The sequence below is a fragment of the Shewanella abyssi genome, from assembly GCF_023284025.1.
GTDB classification, from domain to species: domain Bacteria; phylum Pseudomonadota; class Gammaproteobacteria; order Enterobacterales; family Shewanellaceae; genus Shewanella; species Shewanella abyssi.
The window spans coordinates 1-21942 of record NZ_JAKIKR010000002.1 but is presented as its reverse complement, the minus strand read 5'-3'; the positions used below and the strand labels follow the sequence as shown (position 1 = coordinate 21942).

The window sequence follows — 21942 nt, the reverse complement described above, 5'->3', positions numbered from 1 at the left end:
TCTACAGCTAACAAAAAGAACTAACCTTCAACAAGCGGCAATTGTCTCTCAAGCCATGCTTTATAACCACCTGCGAGTGAGACAACTTTAGAATAACCCATAACTTGTAAGTTAAAGGCGGCCATCGCCGAGCGGTAACCACCACCGCAATACAAGGCTAAAGGTGTCGTTTTATCAGGAAAGCGGGTCTCGATATCTCGTTCAATGATCCCTTTGCCTAAATGATGCGCTGCAGGCAGATGATTAATATTCCACTCATGGTCTTCTCTCACATCAAGTAAAACCCAGTCTTGTTGTGACTGGTATTGCTCAATGGTGATTTCAGTAATGTGGGGAAGAATAGTTTCTACTAGGGCCAAAAATGCAGGATTATGTTTCATCAGCTGTATTGCTCACTTCTTTCAGCGCTGCAATTCCAGCACAGCTCAAAACTTGACTCATTAACTTCATGGCAGTTGACACACTTCCATTGCGGACGTTCCGCATTTAACGAGGCCATCTGTTTTTTTGCGCTCTGGTAATCACTCTGATATACCCAAAGCTCTACATTTTGTATCCCTGTCGGTAACTCACCCACCCCTCCTAATAGCGCTTCACCTTTGAGTTCTACGGAAATACCGCTAGATTCAAGCATACCTTTCCAAGTATGTGCTTCTAACAAGTTTCCAGCTGCAAGTAACCGCATTTTATCGTCCATGTTATTTCCTACTGCAATTGCACTAATGGCAATATTTTATAAGCCGATACGACTAACAATAAACGTGGATAAGACATTATTAACCAGTCTTGTTTATATTAATTCGCATTGGAATAGGCCTATATGCTACTGCTAAAGCATCTATACTGTCGAGCGCTGTTTTATCGTTCAATATAAATACCCTATAGAGAAATGAATCTTAGTCAGATACCCTACCGTTGGGTAATAGCATAGTGATTAAAACAAAAAAGCCACCTTAAAGGTGGCTTTTAAACATCAACATAATGACTAATGCATTAATGTATCTTGATCTGCACCCTCTTTTTCAATCTCTACTGGCATCATGTGTTCACGATTGATCCCAAGTTTAATCGCTAAGAAACTAGCGACGTAGATTGAAGAGAATGTACCGACGAAAATTCCCATTAGCAAAGCCGTAGCAAAACCATGGATCATGGTGCCGCCTTTTAGGAACAAGGCCACAACCACGACCAACGTAGTGCCCGTTGTAATAATCGTACGACTCATTGTTTGAGTAATCGATGTATTGACGACTTCTACAGGAGTCCCTTTACGCAACTTAAGGAAATTCTCACGTATACGGTCAAATACCACAATCGTATCGTTTAGCGAGTAACCCACAACGGTGAGTACACCTGCTAATACGGTGAGGTCAAACTCTATTTGGAATAGAGAAAAGACACCTAAGGTGATAATAACGTCATGGCCTAATGCCGTAACCGCCCCCATGGCTAAGCGCCATTCGAAACGGAAAGATACGTATATAAGAATACATATCAAGGCAACCAATACCGCTAAACCACCTTGTTCAGCCAACTCTTTACCGACCTGTGGTCCAACAAACTCAACGCGTTTTTGGATGACAGCAGGATCTAGCTGAGTCACGGCGCCCATGACTTGAGCAACCTGAATATCACTCTTAAACTCTTCTTTAACAGGAAGACGAATAAGAATGTCTCGGCTTGAGCCAAAGTTTTGTACTATCGCACCATCAGTTGCTTCTAATGTAAGCCCATCACGTATTGCGGACAGATTTGCTGGATTCGAAAACTCGAGTTCAACAACAGTACCACCGGTAAAATCCAACCCCCAATTAATACCCTTTGTTGCTAAAGACCCTAACGAGCCCAGCACTAATATCGCAGAAAGGATACTAATAGGTACAGCATGACGCAGAAAGTTGACGGAGCCTTTGATATTTAAAATCTGAAACATTTCAACTTCCCCTTAGATAGACAGTTTCTTCACGCGCTTACCACCCCAGATCGCGTTCACAATTGAACGAGTTCCGACAATAGCGGTAAACATAGAAGTAGCGATACCAATCATTAAGGTTACCGCGAAGCCTTTGACAGCACCCGTACCAACAGCAAATAGGATCAGCGCTGTCATAAAGGTAGTAATGTTTGCATCGGCAATGGTTGAGAATGCATTGCCATACCCTTCATGAATCGCTTGCTGAACACTACGACCGTTACGTAGCTCTTCACGAATACGTTCATAAATAAGTACGTTACCATCAACCGCCATACCCACGGTCAATACCATACCGGCAATACCAGGAAGCGTAAGCACAGCGCCTGGGATCATCGACATAACACCAACAACCATGACTAGGTTAGCCGTTAACGCAAGGTTTGCGATAAGACCAAAACCACGGTAGTAAACCAACATAAAGAGCAAGACAACCGCCATGCCCCAGATCATCGCTTGCATACCGTTTTCGATATTTTCCTGACCAAGGCTCGGACCAATGGTACGCTCTTCAACGATATAGACAGGCGCAATCAACGCACCAGCACGCAATAACAATGCTAAGTTTTGTGATTCAGCATGGCCGAGGCCGGTGATGACAAAGTTACGACCAAGACGAGCTTGAATCGTGGCGACTGAAATAACTTCTTCAATCTTCTTCATCTTCACGCTGCCATCATCGTTCTTATCACCAGTATCTTTATACTCAATGAATAAAGTCGCCATAGGCTTGCCTATGTTGTCTTTAGTCACGTTTGAGAATATAGAGCCACCTTTTGAATCAAGGTTAATCGATACTTGTGGACGACTGAACTCATCAAAGCTTGGTTGTGCACCCTGGATATGAGTCCCCGTGAGCATAACCGCTTTTTTAAGGACTACAGGGCCGCCTTCACGGCGCTGATAAACCTTAGAACCCGCTGGTACACGACCACTTGCTGCCGCTTGAACGTCTGCATTTTGATCAACCATGTGGAATTCAATTGACGCCGTCGCACTCAAAATCTCTTTTGCACGAGCCGTGTCTTGAACACCGGGCAGTTCAACAATGATACGCTCGGCGCCTTGGCGTTGTACCACAGGCTCAGCCACACCAAGCTCGTTGACACGATTACGCAAGGTGGTAATGTTCTGCTGTAACGCATCTTCCTTGATCTGTTTTAAATAAACGTCACTTGGATTAGCGATAAGGAAATAATCACTGCCAGTTGAGCGGTCAGTAAAGACCATGTCGTTACTACGAGACTTAAGGAAGCGTTCTGCATTCGCTAGGGTCTCAGCATCACGAAACTTGATCTCGATACCTTTGGCGCCATTACGAATACCCGCATAGCGAATTTTCTCAGCTCGTAAATCAGTTCTGTAGTCAGCAACTTTGGCTTCGGTCATCTTGCGAACGGCTTCACCCATGTCAACTTCCATTAAGAAGTGAACACCACCACGTAGATCCAGACCCAGCTTCATAGGCGAACCGCCCATAGACTCGAGCCACTCAGGTGTTGCCGGCGCTAAGTTAAGCGCTACGGTGAACTTATCGCCAAGTGCATCAGCAATAACCTCTTTAGCTAATAACTGATCTTCACCATTATTAACACGAACTAATAATTGACCGTCTTCAAGCTCAGAGCGCTTAACCGCGATGCCTTGGTTTACTAATAGATCATTTACTGCCGACTGAGTCGACGCTGTCACCTCAGCTCCGCGGGTTGCAACCACCTGTACAGCGTGGTCCTCACCGAAAAGGTTTGGTATCGCATAGAATGCACCTACGGCGATGAAAATCATCACCATTAGGTTTTTCCACATTGGGTATTTATTTAACACGCCATCGCCCTCTTGGCTTAAAGTGACTTAATAGAGCCTTTTGGCAATACCGCCGCAATGTAATCCTTTTTAATCGTGATTTCGCTAGTCTCGTTGATAGTCAACAATACATAGTCATTCTCATCACTTATCTTGGCAATCTTGCCCAAAATGCCACCGCTGGTAAGCACTTCATCGCCTTTGCTCAAAGAACCCATCAGGTTTTTGTGCTCTTTAACGCGCTTAGATTGTGGGCGGAAAATCATAAAGTAGAAAATAAGGCCAAAAATGACCAACATGAAAATAAGTTCCATAGTGCCGCCAGCGCCGCCTATAGGTGCATCTGCTGCATGTGCATTTGATATAAACATAGTTGTCTCTTCTTATTGTCTGAGTAAAAATTAATCGGTTAATTCAGGAACTTCTGGTACTTCCCGGCCTAGGCCAGTATAGAATTCTGTAACAAAGTCGTCTAATGTACCTGTCTCAATCGCACCACGCAAACCTTCCATCAATCTTTGATAATAGCGAAGGTTATGAATGGTGTTTAATCGAGCGCCTAGAATCTCGTTACAACGATCTAAGTGGTAAAGGTATGCCCGAGAATAGTTCTTACAGGTATAACAATCACACTTATCATCGAGTGTTGCAGTATCATCGCGATGACGTGCATTACGGATCTTGATAACACCTTCACTGGTAAAAAGATGACCGTTTCGAGCATTACGTGTTGGCATAACACAATCAAACATATCTACGCCGCGACGTACGCCTTCAACTAAATCTTCTGGTTTACCGACCCCCATCAAGTAGCGTGGTTTATCCGCTGGGATTTTAGGGCATACATGCTCAAGAATTCTGTGCATGTCTTCCTTCGGCTCACCAACAGCCAAGCCACCGACTGCATATCCATCAAAACCTATGTCAACTAAACCATTAAGGCTTTCATCGCGCAGGTCTTCATAAACACCACCTTGAATAATACCGAACAGCGAGTTCGGATTTTCAAGCTTGTCGAATTCATCACGTGAACGCTGCGCCCAACGTAGAGACATCTGCATCGATTTACGCGCTTCGTCCTCTGTTGCTGGGTATGGCGTGCACTCATCAAAAATCATCACCACATCGCTGCCCAAAGAGTCTTGGATCTGCATCGACTTTTCAGGATCCAAGAAAATCTTTTCACCGTTAATAGGTGAGCGGAAATGCACACCCGCTTCAGTGATCTTACGGATGTCGCCCAAGCTAAAGACTTGGAATCCACCTGAGTCAGTTAAAATTGGACGCTGCCAGTTCATAAAGTCATGCAGGTCACCATGCTTACGCATGATCTCTTCACCTGGGCGCAGCCACAAGTGAAAAGTGTTACCGAGCAAGATATCAGCACCAGTTTCACGCACCTCTTCAGGTGTCATACCTTTTACCGTACCGTAGGTACCTACTGGCATAAACGCTGGCGTTTCAACCGTACCGCGTTCAAACACTAAACGACCGCGACGTGCACGACCTTGGGTTGTATCTAATTCAAATTTCATTGTTCACCTCGCCAGAGAAACAGTCTGACCTGAGTTAACTCGACAATCGAGTTGTAGATTAAGACTAGAGATAAGGGCAAACAATTGAGTATCAACCCTTAGCATTAAATTAAGCACTAAAATGAGGACAAAAAAATACCCACCTCATTTTATGTGGGTGGGTATTTTAAAGCATATTTTACTATTAGTTCGCTTTTTTAGTCACAAACATGGCGTCGCCATAGCTAAAGAAGCGGTATTTTTGAGCAATCGCGTGCTGATAGGCGTTTTTTACTTCATCAAAGCCTGCAAATGCACTGAGTAACATAATTAACGTCGATTCTGGCAGATGAAAATTAGTCACCATTGCATCGACAACTTGGAATTGATATCCGGGGTAAATAAAGATATCTGTGTCACCACAAAATGATTCGAGCTCAGTTAAAGATGCTTTCGCGGCACTCTCTAAAGATCGTACAGAGGTGGTTCCGACGGCAATAACCCGATGGCCTTTGGCTTTAGTCGTGGCAATTAAGTCAACCACATTTTGTGGCACTTCAGCCCACTCTGAATGCATTTTATGCTCTAGAATGTTATCAACACGCACTGGCTGGAATGTGCCAGCACCAACATGCAGAGTTACAAATGCAGTATTAACCCCTTTTTCTTTGAGTGCTGCCAACATAGCATTATCAAAATGCAAACCAGCAGTGGGCGCTGCAACAGCACCAGGGGTTTGGTTATAAACGGTTTGATAACGCTCTTTATCGGCATCTTCGTCCGGTCTGTCGATATACGGTGGCAGCGGCATATGTCCAACCTCTTCTAACACCTCAAGTATCGTTTTATCAGACTGCAGTTCTAATTCAAATAGTGCGTCATGACGAGCACACATTTTCATCTCATAACCGCCATCCAAGCAGATAATAGCATCCACTTTAGGGGACTTTGAGCTACGAACATGAGCAAGTATTCGCTTATCATCAAGCATACGCTCGACTAAGAGTTCTAACTTACCACCGGACTGTTTCTTGCCAAATAAGCGCGCTGGTATGACACGGGTATTGTTAAATACCATCAAATCACCCGGCTGCACTTTGTCAAGAATGGCAGTAAATTGCAGATCAGCCAATGCACCGCTATTACCGTCTAACGATAATAATCTAGAAGCAGTGCGCTCAGGAGTTGGATAACGAGCTATAAGCTCATCAGGAAGTTCAAAAGAAAAGTCTGCAACGCGCATGGAAAGTCTCTACTGTCTTTAAATCGGCCGCTAGTCTATGACTAGAGCAAAATAAGATCAACAATTGTAGGACAATTAAGTCGCTTTATTCATTTTAAAATAAAACTAATCAAATATAACTCGGGTATTTTACGCGAAATTATGCTTTTTCATGTTCAGTTTCTTCTGTGCGCACTTCAGCTTCAATGTCGAGATCTTCTATACGATAACTATGCTGCTCATAAGGAATATCGATTTCTACTTTTCTGCGCTGGGGCTGCTCTGTGCGAGCAAGTTTTTTTGATAACCAGTTCCACATCATCCTTGATCCTCAAACCGTTAATATAAGGGAGAAATTGCAATAAAACGATGCACATCCATGAAGCCAACTCTTTAGCATAATAATTGAAATAAAGAATTTCCTTCGCATCGCACTGCATGTTACCGTGAAAGTACTCATATCACCAAGTATAAAATATGAACTTTCTTGCTCACTTACATTTAGCAGATGTTAGCCACACCTCTTTAGCCGCAAACTTAGCTGGCGACTTTGCAAAAGGTAATATCGAACGTTTTCCAAAACATCTACAACAAGGGATCTGGCTACACCGACAAATAGATAAACTGACAGATACCCACGAACTCACCAAAGAACTGCACGCGAAATTTCCAAAGTCGTTGACGCGCGCAGCCCCAATTATTGTTGATATTTGCTTTGACCACATGCTAGCAAAGTATTGGGATGAGTATCATCATCAAAGTTTGAGTGAATTTGCCAGTCATGCATACAATGAAATCGATACTTGTGAGCAGTTGCCTGAACAGCTAAAAAGTATTGCGCCTAGAATGCGTCAAGAAAATTGGTTAGTCAGTTATCGAAGCCGAAAGGGTCTTAATCAAACCCTCGCATCAGTTGCACAACGGGTTTCAAAACCAGAAATATTTAAAGGTGCTCAAGATTGTGCAGAGAAACTTGATATCGAAATAGAGATCGCTTTTCGCACTTTTTATCCGCAGCTGATGGCATACAGCCGTCTTTGGACTCGTAATACCCCTGCCGAATACCTATAAGTTAGCAAACACGCAGTTGAAAATGATGAGTGAGTGAACATCATCATTTTCGAAGTGCACACAGCGCTCTCTTTTATATTCTTAACTACCGCCTTGATTAAAGCCCATTAAACTCCCACTGAATCCTGCTTCTTCAGGTAGGATGGGGATATATATCGAGCTGACCCGAATGCTAATCTCGATTTCATCCTCAAAAATAGGGCTCTTCTCCCACTTAGATTCATCTAGAGGGTAATTGCCACTTGTCGCCGGAGATTATTTTGCTAGAATTGCCTCGCAACAGGAGAATTCATGCAAATATTTACCTATCAACCCCCTAGTATTCCTTGGATAGATGTTCGTTATGTCGATCGAGACATTATTATCATTAATAAGCCATCAGGATTACTGTCTAATCCTGGGATCGCAAACAATACCCATGACTGTGCGCTCAGCCGCATTCAACAACGATTCAAAGACGCGATTTTGGTACATCGTTTAGATTGCGCAACATCTGGCATCATGGTGTTTGCTCGTAATAAAAAGGCAGAATCAAACCTAAAAACACAATTTCAAGACAGGAAAACCAAGAAAACCTATATTGCCGAAGTGAGCGGACATCTCAGAGACGCTCAAGGCGTCATCGAACTCTCATTAGCAGCTGATAAAACCAGTCCGCCAATGCAACAGGTGAGTGATATTGGCAAGGTTGCAATAACCCATTATCAAACAATTGAAGTTAGGGCGAGTAGTACTCTGTTATTGCTAAAACCGGTGACAGGCCGTACCCATCAACTTCGGGTGCATATGCTTGCTATTGGTAACGCCATTCTGGGTGATGATTTTTATGGTGATAAGCAGGTAATAGATGCTGCGCCAAGGCTAAAACTACATGCTCAAGAGCTCAGCTTTGTTCACCCCTATACGGGTAAAAACATGCAGTTTAAAAGCCATTGTTCTTTTTAGAAGATAAAGCACAGACTAGAAAGGGGCAAAGCCCCTTTAAAAATCAACAATCAACAGATTACGCTGCTGCCACTTCAGTCTTTGTGGCCGTGTAATAACATAAGCTAGAATTACAGAACATCAGATCATTACTTGCCGTCAGCATAAAATACTCACCGAAAATATTGCCGCCCTTATCTTCTAGTTTTACGCCTGCAGCAGACTCATTTGAGATCATCTCATCTAAGCTGTGACAGCCATCGTTGTACCAGGTCTCTAGATAATAAGTATCCGCTTGCTTGTAAATGGTGATGTTATCACCCAGTAGCGGTCTCTCATCAACCCAGCGGCCAATCACTTCTCTAGTTTCAAGATCTGTATCTTGCCAACATAAACGTCTACGCTTTTCGACTACCGACATTTCAATCTCCTTGAGTTTGGCTCTATTCTCAATTTGAATAACTTCTTTTGTCCCATTACGCACAACAGCCATCGACTTCACTACCCCAAATAGTTAACTTGTAAAAATAATATTATTAGAATCAATTGTTAAAATTATGTGTACCACAATAATGCCCATTATCTCTGCAATGAAATTGTATCGAGCAATAGAAATAAAAACGCGATATAAGTCACTTTATATGCATAACTTTAGTAAACATGAATAAAAATACAAGTGCAACAAAGCGAAACAACTTTTTTGGTCGTTATCCCAATAGATTTGATATAACTTCGTTTGATTACAAAAACAAAAATGGACTTCCGGGTCACCACTCTATTTATACCTATCCTACCTGAAGACGCAGGATTCAGCGGGATGGCTATATAGGACAGATAATGAAACTCAATCGCAGACATTTTTTGAAAACAGCGAGCCTTGCTGCCGCTAGCCTGGCTACATCTTCTTTTCCAGCCACGGCAAGCACTGTACCTAGGCCTCCGGCCCTAGGACGAAGCGTCATGGGGTTGGTGGTTCCTAAAATGGAAACGGTAAGAGTGGGGTTTATTGGCGTAGGGCAACGCGGTTCAGGACACGTAAAACATTTCTGTCATCTTGAAGGTGTGGAAATAATAGCGATTTGCGATACAGATCTCGAAGTACTGGACAAATCAATCGAATTTGTTAAACGCCAAGGCCTTAAGGTACCCGCACGCTATACCGGCAGTGAACGAGCATACCTCGACCTACTTAGCCGCAAAGACATCGACATTGTTATTATATCAACGCCTTGGGAATGGCATGCTCCCATGGCTATCAATACGATGGAGAGCGGAAAACATGCCTTCGTCGAAGTACCATTAGCATTGACCGTCGAAGAGTGCTGGCAAATCGTCAACACTGCTGAGAAGACCCAAAAGAACTGCATGATGATGGAAAATGTAAACTATGGTCGTGATGAGCTAATGGTACTCAATATGGTTCGTCAGGGCGTATTTGGCGAACTGCTTCATGGTGAAGCGGCTTATATCCATGAGCTGCGCTGGCAAATGAAACAGATAAACCATAAGACAGGTTCATGGCGCACCTACTGGCACACCAAACGCAACGGCAATCTCTACCCAACCCATGGCTTAGGTCCTGTATCGCAGTATATGAACATTAACCGTGGTGACCGTTTCGATTACTTAACCTCAATGAGTTCTCCAGCGCTAGGTCGAGCCTTATATGCGCAACGGGAGTTTCCCGAAGACCATGAACGAAACAAGCTCAACTTTATCAACGGCGACATCAACACCAGTCTAATTAAAACAGCCAAAGGCCGTACCATTATGGTCCAGCATGATACGACGACACCAAGGCCTTATAGTCGCCATAATCTCATCCAAGGCACTAACGGTGTTTTCGCTGGCTTTCCAAACCGCATTGCGATTGAACAAGGCGGTAATGGCAACTTCCATCAATGGGATATGGACATGACTAAATGGTATGCCAAATACGATCACCCTCTTTGGCAGCGAATGGGGCAAGAAGCCGAAAAAAATGGCGGCCATGGTGGTATGGATTTTTTGATGCTGTGGAGAATGGTTTATTGTCTGAGAAATGGAGAAGCGCTAGATCAAGATGTCTATGACGGTGCAGCATGGTCGGTGGTCAGTATCCTCAGTGAAGAGTCAGTCAATAACCGTAGCAACTCGGTTAACTTCCCCGACTTTACCCGCGGCGCTTGGAAAACAGCAAAGCCACTGGGGATTATCGGCGCCTAGTTGCTTCGCAAAATTATCAAGTAGGCTAGCCAACAACTGACTCAAGAGCCCGTTCGAACAATAAAAAAGCCCCGTCAGTCATGCTGCGGGGCTTTCTTTATACCAAGTCTAGTTTTATCACGACTAAGTCATACTCAATGTGCTAGCTCTGTTTTCTTTCAGCAGCTTCGCATGCCGCCGCAGTAAAGATAACATCAGTTGAGCTGTTCAAACCTGTTTCAGCAGAATCTTGAATCACACCAATAATAAAGCCTACCGCCACAACCTGCATCGCAACATCATTTGAGATCCCAAATAAGCTGCATGCTAATGGAATGAGTAACAGTGAACCACCGGCAACACCTGATGCGCCGCAAGCAGAGACTGCTGCAACGACACTGAGCAATATGGCCGTTAAGATATCAACTTGAACGCCCATAGTATTCACTGCTGCAAGCGTTAAAATGGTAATGGTAATCGCCGCACCGCCCATGTTAATGGTCGCCCCTAAAGGAATAGATACCGAGTAAGTATCTTCATGTAGCTTTAACTTTTCACACAGTGCCATGTTAACCGGAATATTCGCAGCGCTTGAGCGAGTAAAGAACGCAGTAACGCCACTTTCACGCAAACAGGTAAAGACCAGTGGATATGGATTACGGCGGATTTTGTAGTAAACAATCGCAGGGTTAACCACTAATGCAATGATTGCCATTGAACCGAGTAATACAGCAAGTAGTTGTGCATAACCGGCAATAGCTGCAAAGCCTGTCGCTGCAAATGTTGCTGATACCAAACCGAAGATCCCGATAGGGGCTAAGCGGATAATGAAGCGCACCATTTGTGAAACACCATGGCTTACATCTGCAAATACTTGCTTGGTTGAATCACTGGCGTGATGCAAGGCTAAACCAAGTCCGACACCCCAAGCAAGAATACCAATATAGTTACCGGTCATTAATGCGTTAACTGGGTTATCAACCAATTTAAATAACAAGGTATTGATAACTTCACCAATCCCATCTGGCGGCGTAGCACCTTCAGCACCGGTCACTAATACCAATGTTGTAGGAAACGCAAAACTCATTAGAACAGCCGTTAAGGCCGCACAAAAAGTACCAAACAAGTAGAGCACCACGATTGGACGCATATTTGTTTTGGCGTTCTTTTTTTGATTCGCGATTGAAGCCGCAACAAGAACGAACACCAGAATAGGGGCGATAGCTTTCAGCGCACCAACGAAAAGTTCACCAAGAAAAGCGACATTTTCTGCGCCACTTTTTGATACTGTCGCTAACACGACACCGGCAATGATACCGGCCAGAATTTGTAGCACGAGACTGCCATGGACTAACTTGGCAAACAGTGATGTTTTTTGATTCATTACTTAACCTGTCATTATAATTTTTAGTATGTATCAATTTGATTTAAGGGTTATCAGCAAAATAGTAAACCTTAAATAAAATTCATCTTCCTTCCACACTGTTTGTATCGGATGTGACCATTGTTGTCTACCTTTGGTAGGCATTTAGGCTTGGATATTACCCTCAGGTAGCATCTTACTAACAAGATCCTAAATATTAGCGATGGCTTTTACTTTATTAGCGCCGCGTAACATAGCGTCAATAAGCTCATGGGCATCAAATTTGGTAAGCGCTTCGTTGGCGCCAACTTGATGCGCCTGACTCACACTAATCTCACTCGATAACGACGTATGCAAGATGATATAGGCGTCGGCAATTGCCGGATTATTCTTAACTTCAAATGCCAATTCATAACCATCTAAGCCTGGCATTTCAATATCGCTAACTAAGAGATCAATCGCCTGACCATTTTTTTCAGCTTCTTTCATAATAGCGAGTGCATGCTGGCCATCAGCGGTAACCTGATAGGGGATGTTGATACTATCAAGTGCATCAGACAATTGTTTACGTGCAACCATTGAGTCATCAACAAGCAAAATGTGCAGAGGCTTTAGCTGTTCTCGCTGTACGTCGGTCAATATCGCTCGTGTTGTTTCAGGACTGGGTGGAAAAACTTTTGACAGCAATAGCTCTACGTCTAGCAATTGCACTAACTTATCGTCAATACGAGTCACCCCCGTCAGAAAAGCATTCTTGCCCAAGTTATTGGGAGGTGATTCTATATCTCGCCAATTACATTCAATGATCTTATCGATAGCCCGTACTAGAAAACCTATCACCATCCGCTGACAGTCAGTAATGATAATGTAGCTACCCTTACGCTCCTCTGCCGATATAGGCCGGTAACCCACGGCAGCGGCCATATCAACAACAGGAATAGTCGTGCCACGTATTGTTGCGGCCCCTAATATAGTCGGGTGAGAATGAGGTATAACACTTAAAGGGCTATACGGCACCAATTCACGTACCTTCAATGTTCCCAGCGCAAACAACTGAGTATATGACAGCTGAAATAGTAATAATCCTTGGGACTGCTTTGCCTTACTTTTCATCATATTGCCGTCTCTTTTTTTAAATTTATCTTGTTGGCGGATCCCAGACTAACGCTAGCAAATTTTACTCCAATCACATCAAACTCTCAATTAAAGCTGTGACTCAATGGGAAGTAATGCGATGCAATCCACTAAAAACTTAATCCAAAGGCCTGCATCAGGCTCGGTATAGATCTCTCGCTGTTTTGAATCATCATGCCAGACAATTTGCTCATCTCTCGTTGATAAGCGATAGCTATTTTCAGCTAAGCTGCCCTCGATGCTATTAGCCACGCCACTGGCAAGCTCACTGTTGTCAATAATGAGGCCCATTTCAGTGTTTAACCAAGCAGAGCGAGGGTCAAAATTAAAAGAGCCAACAAAGATCGACGATCTATCGATGATAAATGTTTTAGCATGCAAGCTACTCTTTGAACTCCCTGTCCAACTACTGCTTTGTTTCTGATCGAGGCTGGCCTTAACTTCAAATATTCTCACCCCAGCCTCTAATAAGCGTTGCCGATACGTTCGATATCCTGCATGTACCGCCAATACATCGGTTGCTGCAAGGCTGTTGGTGATTATTGTAACTTCAATACCGTTTTCAACCGCATCGATTAAACTGTTCGCACCTGCTCTGGTGGGCACGAAATACGGCGATACAATGAACACTTCTTGCTTAGCCTGTGATAAAAATCTACCCAAGTTGGCCAAAATACTGTCTGAGTCTGATTGATGGTTCTGTTTATCGGGTTGGTCATAAATAAGTCTCGCCTCTCCCCAATACCAAGATAATGAGTGGCTTTCCATCCTCTGCATTAACTGGCTGCTCAGCAAACGCTTTATATAGGGGTTATCTTGATAATTAGCTTTACTGGTCTCAACTAACTCCAGAGCTTGCGTTAACTCTTGCTCTGTCACTTCAACCTCAGCAAGCGCATTGATTTCAACGGTTAAAGGCGCATTCCAATACAGATCAAATTGATCCGACACCTCATCGACGGCCTCACCAATGGCCATCAAGTCAAAATCACCAAAATCGACATCGGTATTATTAGAGAAATACTCATTACCAATATTGCGACCACCAACTACGGTAATGGTGTTATCTACCGTGAGTGATTTATTGTGCATACGATGGTTTAAACGAGAAAAGCTACTGATAAAGGCGAGATTTCTGAAATATCGTTCAAATGATGGATTATATAACCGAACATCAATATTTTTGTTCATTGCCAACATCAATAACGTATTGTCAGCATCCTTGCTTGCCATGTCGTCGAGCAGTATTCTAACTCTGACTCCACGATCAGCTGCATCTAATAAATGCCATAACAGCAATCTGCCAGACTCATCAGCACGATAAATATAGTATTGCAGATCAATACTTGTCGTTGCTGCATTAACTAAGGCCAACCTGGCAATGAAAGCATCAACCCCGTCACTCAATGGCACTACGCCCGTTAAACTAGGATTAGCTTGAAGATCAGCTGCCACATACTGAGAAAGTACTGATAGTGTTTGTTTAGAGAGCTTGAATGTAGATGTTTTATCAGGGTATTGGGGAGCAGTCTGGCAGCCAACCAATAGCGTTATGGCTGCCCAGATAAACATAGATTTAATGAATAAGCTTGTCAGCAATCCGATTGCTTTCATTGGGTAACTTCAGTTGTTAACTAATACCTATTCTTGTAACGCATAAAGCACATCAAATGCAAATTGATCCCAACCATCAGCGCTAAAAGCAATATCACGTATCGCTCTTATTTGGCTTACAGCATGCAATGGCGCGGCGCCGTTGTCCATTAAATAGTAAGCCATAATCAGCCCTGTTCTATCTTTACCTGATCGGCAATGGATTAGCACCGTTTTGCCTTGTGCTTCGCACTCACGAATATAAGCCAGTGCTTTTGGAACTTGTTCGACACAATACTCAAGATCTCCGGTTTCCGGTGGGGCATTACGCGAAAAAGGGATGCACTTGTATTCAATACCCGCTGATGAAAAATCAGCACCCTCACAGGACTCGCCATTATTAACAGAAAGAATGGCATCTATGCCCTCCTCTTTCAATTCAGACAAATTCCACGGGTCTTTATTGGGGCCACTGCGTCCTGCAATTTGTCCTTCTACTAACCAAAATAGGTGCTGCATATTTATTCCTAAATAACCTTAGTGTTAAACGAAGTAAAATTTACAATGGTGAGTTACTTTTTTGACCAAAGGTCAGTGTTTGCCTGTGGCATTTTATTACGGTGTTTCTTACCGCTACCCGCCGGTTTTGCCATCGGTTTTTCTACCCGTGATGGACAGTCTTCTGGCGCTTCTTTATCGGCTTCAAAACCTGGATGTTGTTCACGTTCAAGCTTTAATTTGTTCTTTTTCTCAATCACGGCGAAATGCTGATATTCATCGTGAGAAATCAATGATAGCGCTATACCCGCCTCGCCAGCGCGGCCACTTCGACCAATACGGTGCATGTAATCAGCAGGGCTGCGTGGTAACTCATAGTTAATCACAATCGGCAGCTTTTCAATATCAATACCGCGGGCGGCGATATCAGTTGCAATAAGCACTCGGATCTCGCCTCGTTTAAAACCATCTAGAACGCGAGTTCTTGCGCCTTGGGCTTTATCACTGTGGAAGATCTCGGCGGTTATTCCAGCATTATCAAGTTTATGGGCTAAACGATTACAGGTATATTTTGCGCTGGCAAAGATCAAAATTTGTTGCCAATCATTCTCTTTAATAAGCTGTACTAACAAGGGTGTTTTACGGTTACGATTAACCGTGATCACCCGCTGTAGCAAGGTATTTTCTTCTTGGCTTTGCAGCTGAACGTCCACTGGCTTGTTAAGCAATGATTCAGTTAGCGACGTCACTTCTTCAGGGAAAGTCGCTGAGAATAGCAACGTTTGCTTTTTAGCAGGCATTTGCGCTAGTAATGCGGTGATCTCTTCTGTAAAGCCTAAGCTCAACATACGATCTGCTTCATCGAGCACTAAAGTGCTGACCTTGTTTAACTTGACGGCATTGCTTGCGATCAAGTCGAGTAGTCGACCAGGCGTTGCCACCAGAATGTCTGCACCGCCACGTAAACTCAGCATTTGAGTATTGGTTGACACACCACCGTAAACGGCGAGTACTTTTAGATTAGGCTTAATGTTTTGTGCATAACGCATAAAACTATCTGCCACTTGCTGCGCCAATTCTCGTGTTGGCACCAGGACTAAACTAGAAACAACATTACCCTGCTTACTTTGCCTTGACGATGTAGCAAGTAGCTGGATGATGGGCAGTGCAAAAGCCGCTGTTTTGCCAGAACCCGTGATCGCGCCACCTAACACATCTTGACCGGCAATAACGGCTGGAATAGTGCTTTGCTGAATCGCGGTTGGAGACTGATAATCCAACGCTGTAAGCGTTGCTAACAGTTCGGGGATCAAGCCTAACTCCGCAAATGAACGGTGATTAGCGGCATTATCCACAGAGGTTGGAGTGGCTTTAGTTGTCAGGTCTGGCTGAGTCATATTTACGGGCGTTGCCTAATCAAAAATAAGGGCGTTATTCTACGCTAATCTAGCCCCAAAAGCTTTTACTTGATGGTAAATACCGTTAACAAGCACTGAGTTTTAACCAACATGAGCGTTAGCCACTACTTAAATAGACAGATCCCTTCCATTTCTAACAACTTTTGCTTTAGTGCAATACCGTAGGCATAGCCCGTTAACGTGCCATTTTTACCGATCACTCTATGGCAAGGCACAATAATGGCAATGGGATTAGCGCCATTAGCAGTGCCTACCGCCCTCACCGCTTTAGGACGACCAATTTTGGTTGCGATATCGGCATAACTGCATGTTTCACCGTAACCTAACTTGCTAAGCGCTTGCCAAACTTGCTGTTGAAACTCGGTCCCCTGCGGCGCAATAGACACATTAAATTGTTGTCGTTCACCCGCTAAATACTCAAGCAGTTCATTCTTTGCTTGGCTTAAGTGCATATTAGCCAGCGAGATAGCCTCACTGTTTGCGCTGCTGTCCAAGGTCAATTCTCGCGTCTGCCAACCATCTGTTGATTGTGGGATGAAATTGAGATGAGACAGCCCTAATGCGTTGGCACAAAGCGAGATAACACCTGCGCTAGTATCAAAATTAAGTTTTGCTATTGGTATTAACGGCTTCATGACAAATTCCATAACTGAAAGGTTAAATAACTTCCCCAAGGGCTGACGGTAGTGGCGATATCTTTTGTCAGAGCGCTGTAATCTATTTCTAATGCCTGGTTAGGGGTTTCACTGTACTGCTGATAAAGCGCTAGCACTCGCTTTTTAACAACCAAATCTCCACACAACAGCACGTCGGGGCTGCTCGCCCCCCGCATTTGTGCGTAAGCGATAGTCCAAGGGCCAATGCCTTTAATTGATAGCCAATCATTAAGTTCTGCAGCGGGGTATTGTGTTACAAACTTGCCTAGTGCATTAAGGGCTAATTTTCTGGCACCCGGCATCTTCAATTCCTCTAGGCTGGCGTTCGCTATAACCTCTGCAGTAGGAAATAAAACGACCTCCTTGTTAGCAATGATACGCCGTTCACCATAAGCAAGTACTAACTGATTCAACAATTTTGAAGCCTGAATGATACTAACTTGCTGGCCTAGTACTGCTCTGCATCCTGCTTCAAAAGAGGACCAGGTGCCAAGTAATCTCAACCCTGGGATGATTTTTTGCTGCAATGGCGCTAACAAGTGCAACACTTGTTCTATCGCCTGCATATTGGCATCTAGATCTAACACCCTTTTAATATTGGCGATGATAGCGCTAAGTTCTACAAGACCTTGCTCGTTTTCTAATACAATATCAATGTTAAAACTATTCCGTATTTTATTATGCTTAGCATCGAAGTAACCACTCACGCCATTGGTGGTAAAACTGCGACCATAATTGTTGTCACTCTCTAGCCACTCCATATTATGGACGGCCCTTATTTGATAAAAATCATGTTGTTGTTGCCATGCAAATGGCGGACGATAAAACAACTCGACACTCAGTTTTAGCGGTTCTGCAGCACAGATCACCGGCTCAATAACTGTTGAGTGACAACTAACTTGGGTGTTGGTATTGACAGGCACAGCCTGTTTCCTAAAGCTCGATGGGGTTAATTTCAATATTTGTTTAAACACCTCGTTGAAACGGCGGATGCTATTAAATCCAGCAGCAAGCCCAACTTGAGTGATGCTTAGTTCTGTTTGATGCAATAACTGTTTAGCAAGCATCAACTGTCGGTACTGCGCGTATTGTTTTACCGAAGTGCCAACCCCTTCAGTAAAGAGTTTACGCAGATAGCGACTACTTACCCCCAAACGTGCTGATAGTTGCTCGATACTGATGGCGTCAACTCCGGTAAGCACCCCCATATCAATTAATGAGACCGCCCTCTCTAACGTGGTTGCCACACCTTTCCACGCAAATGAACCCGGCGCACTGTCGGGACGACAACGTAAACAAGGCCTTAAGCCCGCATTGGCAGCTTTAAATGGAGAGTCAAAGTAACGCACGTTCTCCTCTTTAGGACTCACTGCGGGGCAAATGCTGCGACAATAAATTCCGGTAGTAATCACACCAGTAAAAAACTGACCATCAAACCTAGCATCTCGCGCAAGCCTCGCTTTTCGGCAAATCTCACTGGCGATAGTACAATCATGATCGATCATTATTTTTCCGTATGAGTCGAAGCGTTAAATGGATATTACCCAATCAATGTCTTTACCACTAGCGGAAAACGGAACTGGATAAAATCTTACCCTTAGGTCTTCAATTCCGAGTATGCTAGCCCTATTAAGAAACATTTTGACAATCAATTAATAACAACTGAGACATTACATGTTTAAGAGATTTGAATCTTGGGTAAATGCTCTACCCCCGGAAGAACCAGAACAACCCCCTAAAGGGATCTATGCCTTTTGTCGCCATTACACCAAAGGGTTTGAAGTACCGTTAGTTATTATGTCTATTTTAACGGCGCTGCTAGCTATCTTAGAGGTGTCTTTATTCGGTTTTATGGGCGACCTGGTCGATCTTCTAATCAATAATGACCCTGAAACTCTATTTGAAAAAGAGGGCATGAAGTTACTTGGGATGACGATTCTTGTCTTAGTCGTTATTCCAACACTGGTCTTATTGCACGCATTGATTGTTTACCAAGGGCTGCTGGGAAATTATCCCATGTCCATTCGCTGGCTTGCTCATCGCTACTTGCTCAAACAAAGTGTGTCTTTTTATCAAAATGATTTTGCCGGTCGTATTGCCACTAAAGTGATGCAAACTTCACTTGCAGTACGAGAAACCGTCACTAAATTACTCGATGTATTGGTTTATATCTTGGTGTATTTTACTTCTATGGTAGTGATGATTGCAAAAGCCGACTTAAGATTGATGCTACCCATGCTTGTGTGGCTGTTGGTTTACATTGCTTTACAAGTAAAGTTCTTACCTAAGCTTAAAAAAGTATCGACAGAACAGGCAGATGCACGCTCAACCATGATGGGGCGTATTGTCGATAGTTATACCAACATTACCACGGTAAAACTGTTCTCTCACACCCAGAAAGAAGCTGAATACGCAAAAGGCAGCATGAAGACCTTCCTGCATACCGTTTATCGTCAAATGCGTCTAGTGACTTGGATAAATGTTAGCGTGCAAATCATTAATTACATGTTGGCGTTTAGTATTGCAGCGGTATCAATTTGGCTATGGAGTGACAGTGCTATTACTGTTGGGTCCATTGCAATAGCCATTAGCTTATCATTGCGTCTTAACGGCATGTCTCAATGGATAATGTGGGAAATAAGCTCCCTATTTGAAAATATTGGTACCGTAGCGGACGGGATGAATACAATATCTAAGCCGACTGAAATCACCGATATTGATAATGCGCCTGATCTAACGGTTGATAGAGGCTGTATTGATTTTAACGACGTGAGTTTTCATTACGGTGAAAATACCGGTGTTATAGACAATTTAAATCTCAATATCAAAGCAGGAGAAAAGGTCGGCTTAGTTGGTCGCTCTGGTGCAGGTAAGTCAACTTTAGTTAACTTGTTAATGCGTTTTCATGATGTTGAAGCGGGAAAAATCCTTATTGATAAACAAGATATAACCCAAGTGACTCAAGATTCGCTACGCGCACATATTGGTATGGTCACCCAAGATACCTCCCTGCTCCACCGATCCATTAGAGAAAACATTCTCTACGGTAACCCTGATGCCTCTGAAGACGAATTAACCAGTGCAATCAAACATTCGCAAGCATATGAGTTTATTCAAGGCCTAAGCGATCCTGAAGGCAACATAGGGTTAGACGCTCAAGTCGGCGAACGCGGCGTAAAACTGTCTGGTGGTCAACGTCAGCGAGTTGCAATTGCACGTGTACTGCTAAAAAATGCACCGATTTTATTACTCGATGAGGCGACATCAGCGTTAGATTCTGAAGTAGAGGCTGCAATTCAAGAAAGCCTATACCAACTTATGGAAGGTAAAACGGTTATTGCGATTGCACACCGCTTATCGACTATTGCTGCAATGGATAGATTGATCGTAATCGATAAAGGGAAAATAGTTGAACAAGGCACCCATCAAGAGCTTATTCATTCCGATGGGATCTACGCTCAGCTATGGGCTCATCAAACGGGTGGTTTCTTGGGCGTAGACTAGTTAACCAACGAGTCATGATCGAAGAAGGTCACTTCATCTATTTAAAGCCACCGTCAATGGTGGCTTTACTTTATCACAAGCGCATTAATTACCTGATAGTTCCGACAGTTTAAGATAGGGTTATACGCTGCAGTGAAGTGTGTCATTAGTATCACTGACGACCATGATTCATGCCTTATATAGAACTTTCCATATCAATAACGGCATCGTCAATTATCAAGCGCTGTTTGCCTTTCAGGAGACTAAGCATAGCTTTTAAACTTAATGTTCCCTCATTACCTCGTGAGCGTCCGACGAACTACGCCTTGCTTAGATTGACGTGCCAGGGTAAGAGCCTGCTGAGATCGCAGTGAGGTGAAGATAGCTGCTCTAAGCAGTGTTCGATGTAATCGAACGGTGTTAGTCCATTCGCTTTGGCGGTTTCTATGATGCTGTACAAAATGGCACTGGCCTCAGCCCCGCGATGATTGTGATTGAACAGCCAGTTTTTACGTCCTATCACAAACGGTTTTACGGCGCGTTCAGCACGGTTGTTGTCGATATTGAGTCCACTGTCGTCAGTGTAACGGCTCAGCTTTGACCATTGGTTGAGGCTGTAATGTATGGCTTGACCGAGGGCACTTTGCTTTGACACTTGTTGAACTGATTTATCTAGCCACTGCTTAAACAGGGCGAGCTGTGCGCTTGAGTGAGTACGTCTAAAATACAGTCGCTCCTCAAGACTGAGTGATTGAATTTTCGTTTCAATTCGGTACAGCTTAGCTATCATGCCCAGTGCCATATCCGCCTTGCTAACTTTGCCTGTTTTTGTTTTTCCTTGTGCCACTATCGCTTCTTTGAATTTACGCCGCGCATGCGCCCAACAGCCCACTAGTTTGTCATTTGCCCGTTGGTAAGCCGCGTAGCCATCGACCTGTAAATAACCATTAAACACGGTATGTTCAGTGGCAAGAAAATGACTCACGCAAGTGCTCGCGCGGCTACCGTCTTGATAGTCGTACAGAACAATGCTGTCTAAATCCTGATATCGAGGTTCGATACTCGGCCCATCCGCACCAGAGCAATAAACCCACATATAGGATTTCA

Annotated in this window: 21 protein-coding genes; 4 read left to right on the top strand and 17 right to left on the bottom strand. The window is 43.7% G+C overall.

What is annotated here, in order from left to right; genetic code table 11:
• Positions 1-20 precede the first annotated feature (20 nt).
• From L2755_RS01575 to L2755_RS01540, 8 genes are all read right to left on the bottom strand, one after another.
• The gene (locus L2755_RS01575; RefSeq protein WP_248978998.1) at positions 21-380 is read right to left on the bottom strand and encodes a rhodanese-like domain-containing protein; all 360 of its coding nucleotides are present in this window, start codon (positions 378-380) and stop codon (positions 21-23) included.
• Positions 380-697 (bottom strand): putative signal transducing protein, encoded by a 318-nt coding sequence (locus L2755_RS01570; protein ID WP_248978997.1) that lies wholly within the window; start codon positions 695-697, stop codon positions 380-382. The genes L2755_RS01575 and L2755_RS01570 overlap by 1 nt, the downstream gene beginning before the upstream one ends.
• Positions 698-985: 288 nt before the next feature.
• On the bottom strand, positions 986-1933 hold the full coding sequence (gene secF, locus L2755_RS01565) for a protein translocase subunit SecF (protein ID WP_248978996.1): 948 nt from the start codon (positions 1931-1933) through the stop codon (positions 986-988).
• A gap of 12 nt (positions 1934-1945) precedes the next feature.
• Positions 1946-3796: a protein translocase subunit SecD gene (gene secD / locus L2755_RS01560; protein ID WP_248978995.1), complete on the bottom strand. Its 1851-nt coding sequence runs from the start codon at positions 3794-3796 to the stop codon at positions 1946-1948.
• A 17-nt stretch (positions 3797-3813) separates the two neighbouring features.
• On the bottom strand, positions 3814-4146 hold the full coding sequence (gene yajC / locus L2755_RS01555; RefSeq protein ID WP_248978994.1) for a preprotein translocase subunit YajC: 333 nt from the start codon (positions 4144-4146) through the stop codon (positions 3814-3816).
• Between the two features lie 30 nt (positions 4147-4176).
• Positions 4177-5310 carry a tRNA guanosine(34) transglycosylase Tgt gene (gene tgt / locus L2755_RS01550; RefSeq protein WP_248978993.1) on the bottom strand — a complete coding sequence of 378 codons (1134 nt, stop codon included), beginning with the start codon at positions 5308-5310 and terminating at the stop codon, positions 4177-4179.
• A 184-nt stretch (positions 5311-5494) separates the two neighbouring features.
• Positions 5495-6532: a tRNA preQ1(34) S-adenosylmethionine ribosyltransferase-isomerase QueA gene (queA, locus tag L2755_RS01545; RefSeq protein WP_248978992.1), complete on the bottom strand. Its 1038-nt coding sequence runs from the start codon at positions 6530-6532 to the stop codon at positions 5495-5497.
• 139 nt (positions 6533-6671) lie between these two features.
• Entirely contained in the window at positions 6672-6833 is a 162-nt protein-coding gene (locus tag L2755_RS01540) for a hypothetical protein (protein WP_248978991.1), read from the bottom strand.
• A gap of 155 nt (positions 6834-6988) precedes the next feature.
• On the opposite strand from L2755_RS01540, the gene L2755_RS01535 reads away from it, so the two are divergent.
• Positions 6989-7582 carry an acyl carrier protein phosphodiesterase gene (locus tag L2755_RS01535; protein WP_248978990.1) on the top strand — a complete coding sequence of 198 codons (594 nt, stop codon included), beginning with the start codon at positions 6989-6991 and terminating at the stop codon, positions 7580-7582.
• A 291-nt stretch (positions 7583-7873) separates the two neighbouring features.
• Complete coding sequence (locus L2755_RS01530; protein ID WP_248978989.1) at positions 7874-8527, top strand: pseudouridine synthase; 654 nt, start codon at positions 7874-7876, stop codon at positions 8525-8527.
• Between the two features lie 58 nt (positions 8528-8585).
• Here L2755_RS01530 and L2755_RS01525 read toward each other — a convergent pair whose 3' ends face one another.
• Positions 8586-8927 (bottom strand): hypothetical protein, encoded by a 342-nt coding sequence (locus L2755_RS01525; protein WP_428847767.1) that lies wholly within the window; start codon positions 8925-8927, stop codon positions 8586-8588.
• A 416-nt stretch (positions 8928-9343) separates the two neighbouring features.
• Between L2755_RS01525 and L2755_RS01520 the strand changes: the two genes are divergently transcribed.
• On the top strand, positions 9344-10711 hold the full coding sequence (locus tag L2755_RS01520) for a Gfo/Idh/MocA family protein (RefSeq protein WP_283102692.1): 1368 nt from the start codon (positions 9344-9346) through the stop codon (positions 10709-10711).
• A gap of 142 nt (positions 10712-10853) precedes the next feature.
• Here the strand turns inward: L2755_RS01520 and sstT are convergent, their stop codons facing one another.
• From sstT to L2755_RS01485, 7 genes are all read right to left on the bottom strand, one after another.
• Positions 10854-12074: a serine/threonine transporter SstT gene (gene sstT, locus L2755_RS01515; RefSeq protein ID WP_248978987.1), complete on the bottom strand. Its 1221-nt coding sequence runs from the start codon at positions 12072-12074 to the stop codon at positions 10854-10856.
• Positions 12075-12263: 189 nt separating this feature from the next.
• On the bottom strand, positions 12264-13166 hold the full coding sequence (locus L2755_RS01510; RefSeq protein ID WP_248979140.1) for a chemotaxis protein: 903 nt from the start codon (positions 13164-13166) through the stop codon (positions 12264-12266).
• Positions 13167-13256: 90 nt separating this feature from the next.
• Positions 13257-14801, bottom strand: a complete 1545-nt coding sequence (locus L2755_RS01505; RefSeq protein WP_248978986.1) for a phospholipase D-like domain-containing protein — start codon at positions 14799-14801, stop codon at positions 13257-13259.
• A gap of 27 nt (positions 14802-14828) precedes the next feature.
• Positions 14829-15299: a dual specificity protein phosphatase family protein gene (locus tag L2755_RS01500; RefSeq protein ID WP_248978985.1), complete on the bottom strand. Its 471-nt coding sequence runs from the start codon at positions 15297-15299 to the stop codon at positions 14829-14831.
• 53 nt (positions 15300-15352) lie between these two features.
• Positions 15353-16675 carry a DEAD/DEAH box helicase gene (locus tag L2755_RS01495; RefSeq protein WP_248978984.1) on the bottom strand — a complete coding sequence of 441 codons (1323 nt, stop codon included), beginning with the start codon at positions 16673-16675 and terminating at the stop codon, positions 15353-15355.
• Positions 16676-16800: 125 nt separating this feature from the next.
• Complete coding sequence (locus L2755_RS22115; protein WP_283102691.1) at positions 16801-17331, bottom strand: methylated-DNA--[protein]-cysteine S-methyltransferase; 531 nt, start codon at positions 17329-17331, stop codon at positions 16801-16803.
• A complete protein-coding gene (locus L2755_RS01485; protein ID WP_248978983.1) occupies positions 17328-18857 on the bottom strand; it encodes an Ada metal-binding domain-containing protein in 1530 nt (509 codons plus the stop codon). The genes L2755_RS22115 and L2755_RS01485 overlap by 4 nt, the downstream gene beginning before the upstream one ends.
• Before the next feature lie 169 nt (positions 18858-19026).
• Between L2755_RS01485 and L2755_RS01480 the strand changes: the two genes are divergently transcribed.
• Positions 19027-20856, top strand: a complete 1830-nt coding sequence (locus tag L2755_RS01480; protein ID WP_248978982.1) for an ABC transporter ATP-binding protein — start codon at positions 19027-19029, stop codon at positions 20854-20856.
• A gap of 298 nt (positions 20857-21154) precedes the next feature.
• On the opposite strand, the gene tnpC is transcribed toward L2755_RS01480, so the two are convergent.
• Positions 21155-21942, bottom strand: a 788-nt coding sequence (tnpC, locus tag L2755_RS01475; RefSeq protein WP_248978981.1) for an IS66 family transposase, incomplete at its 5' end; no start/stop codon positions are given.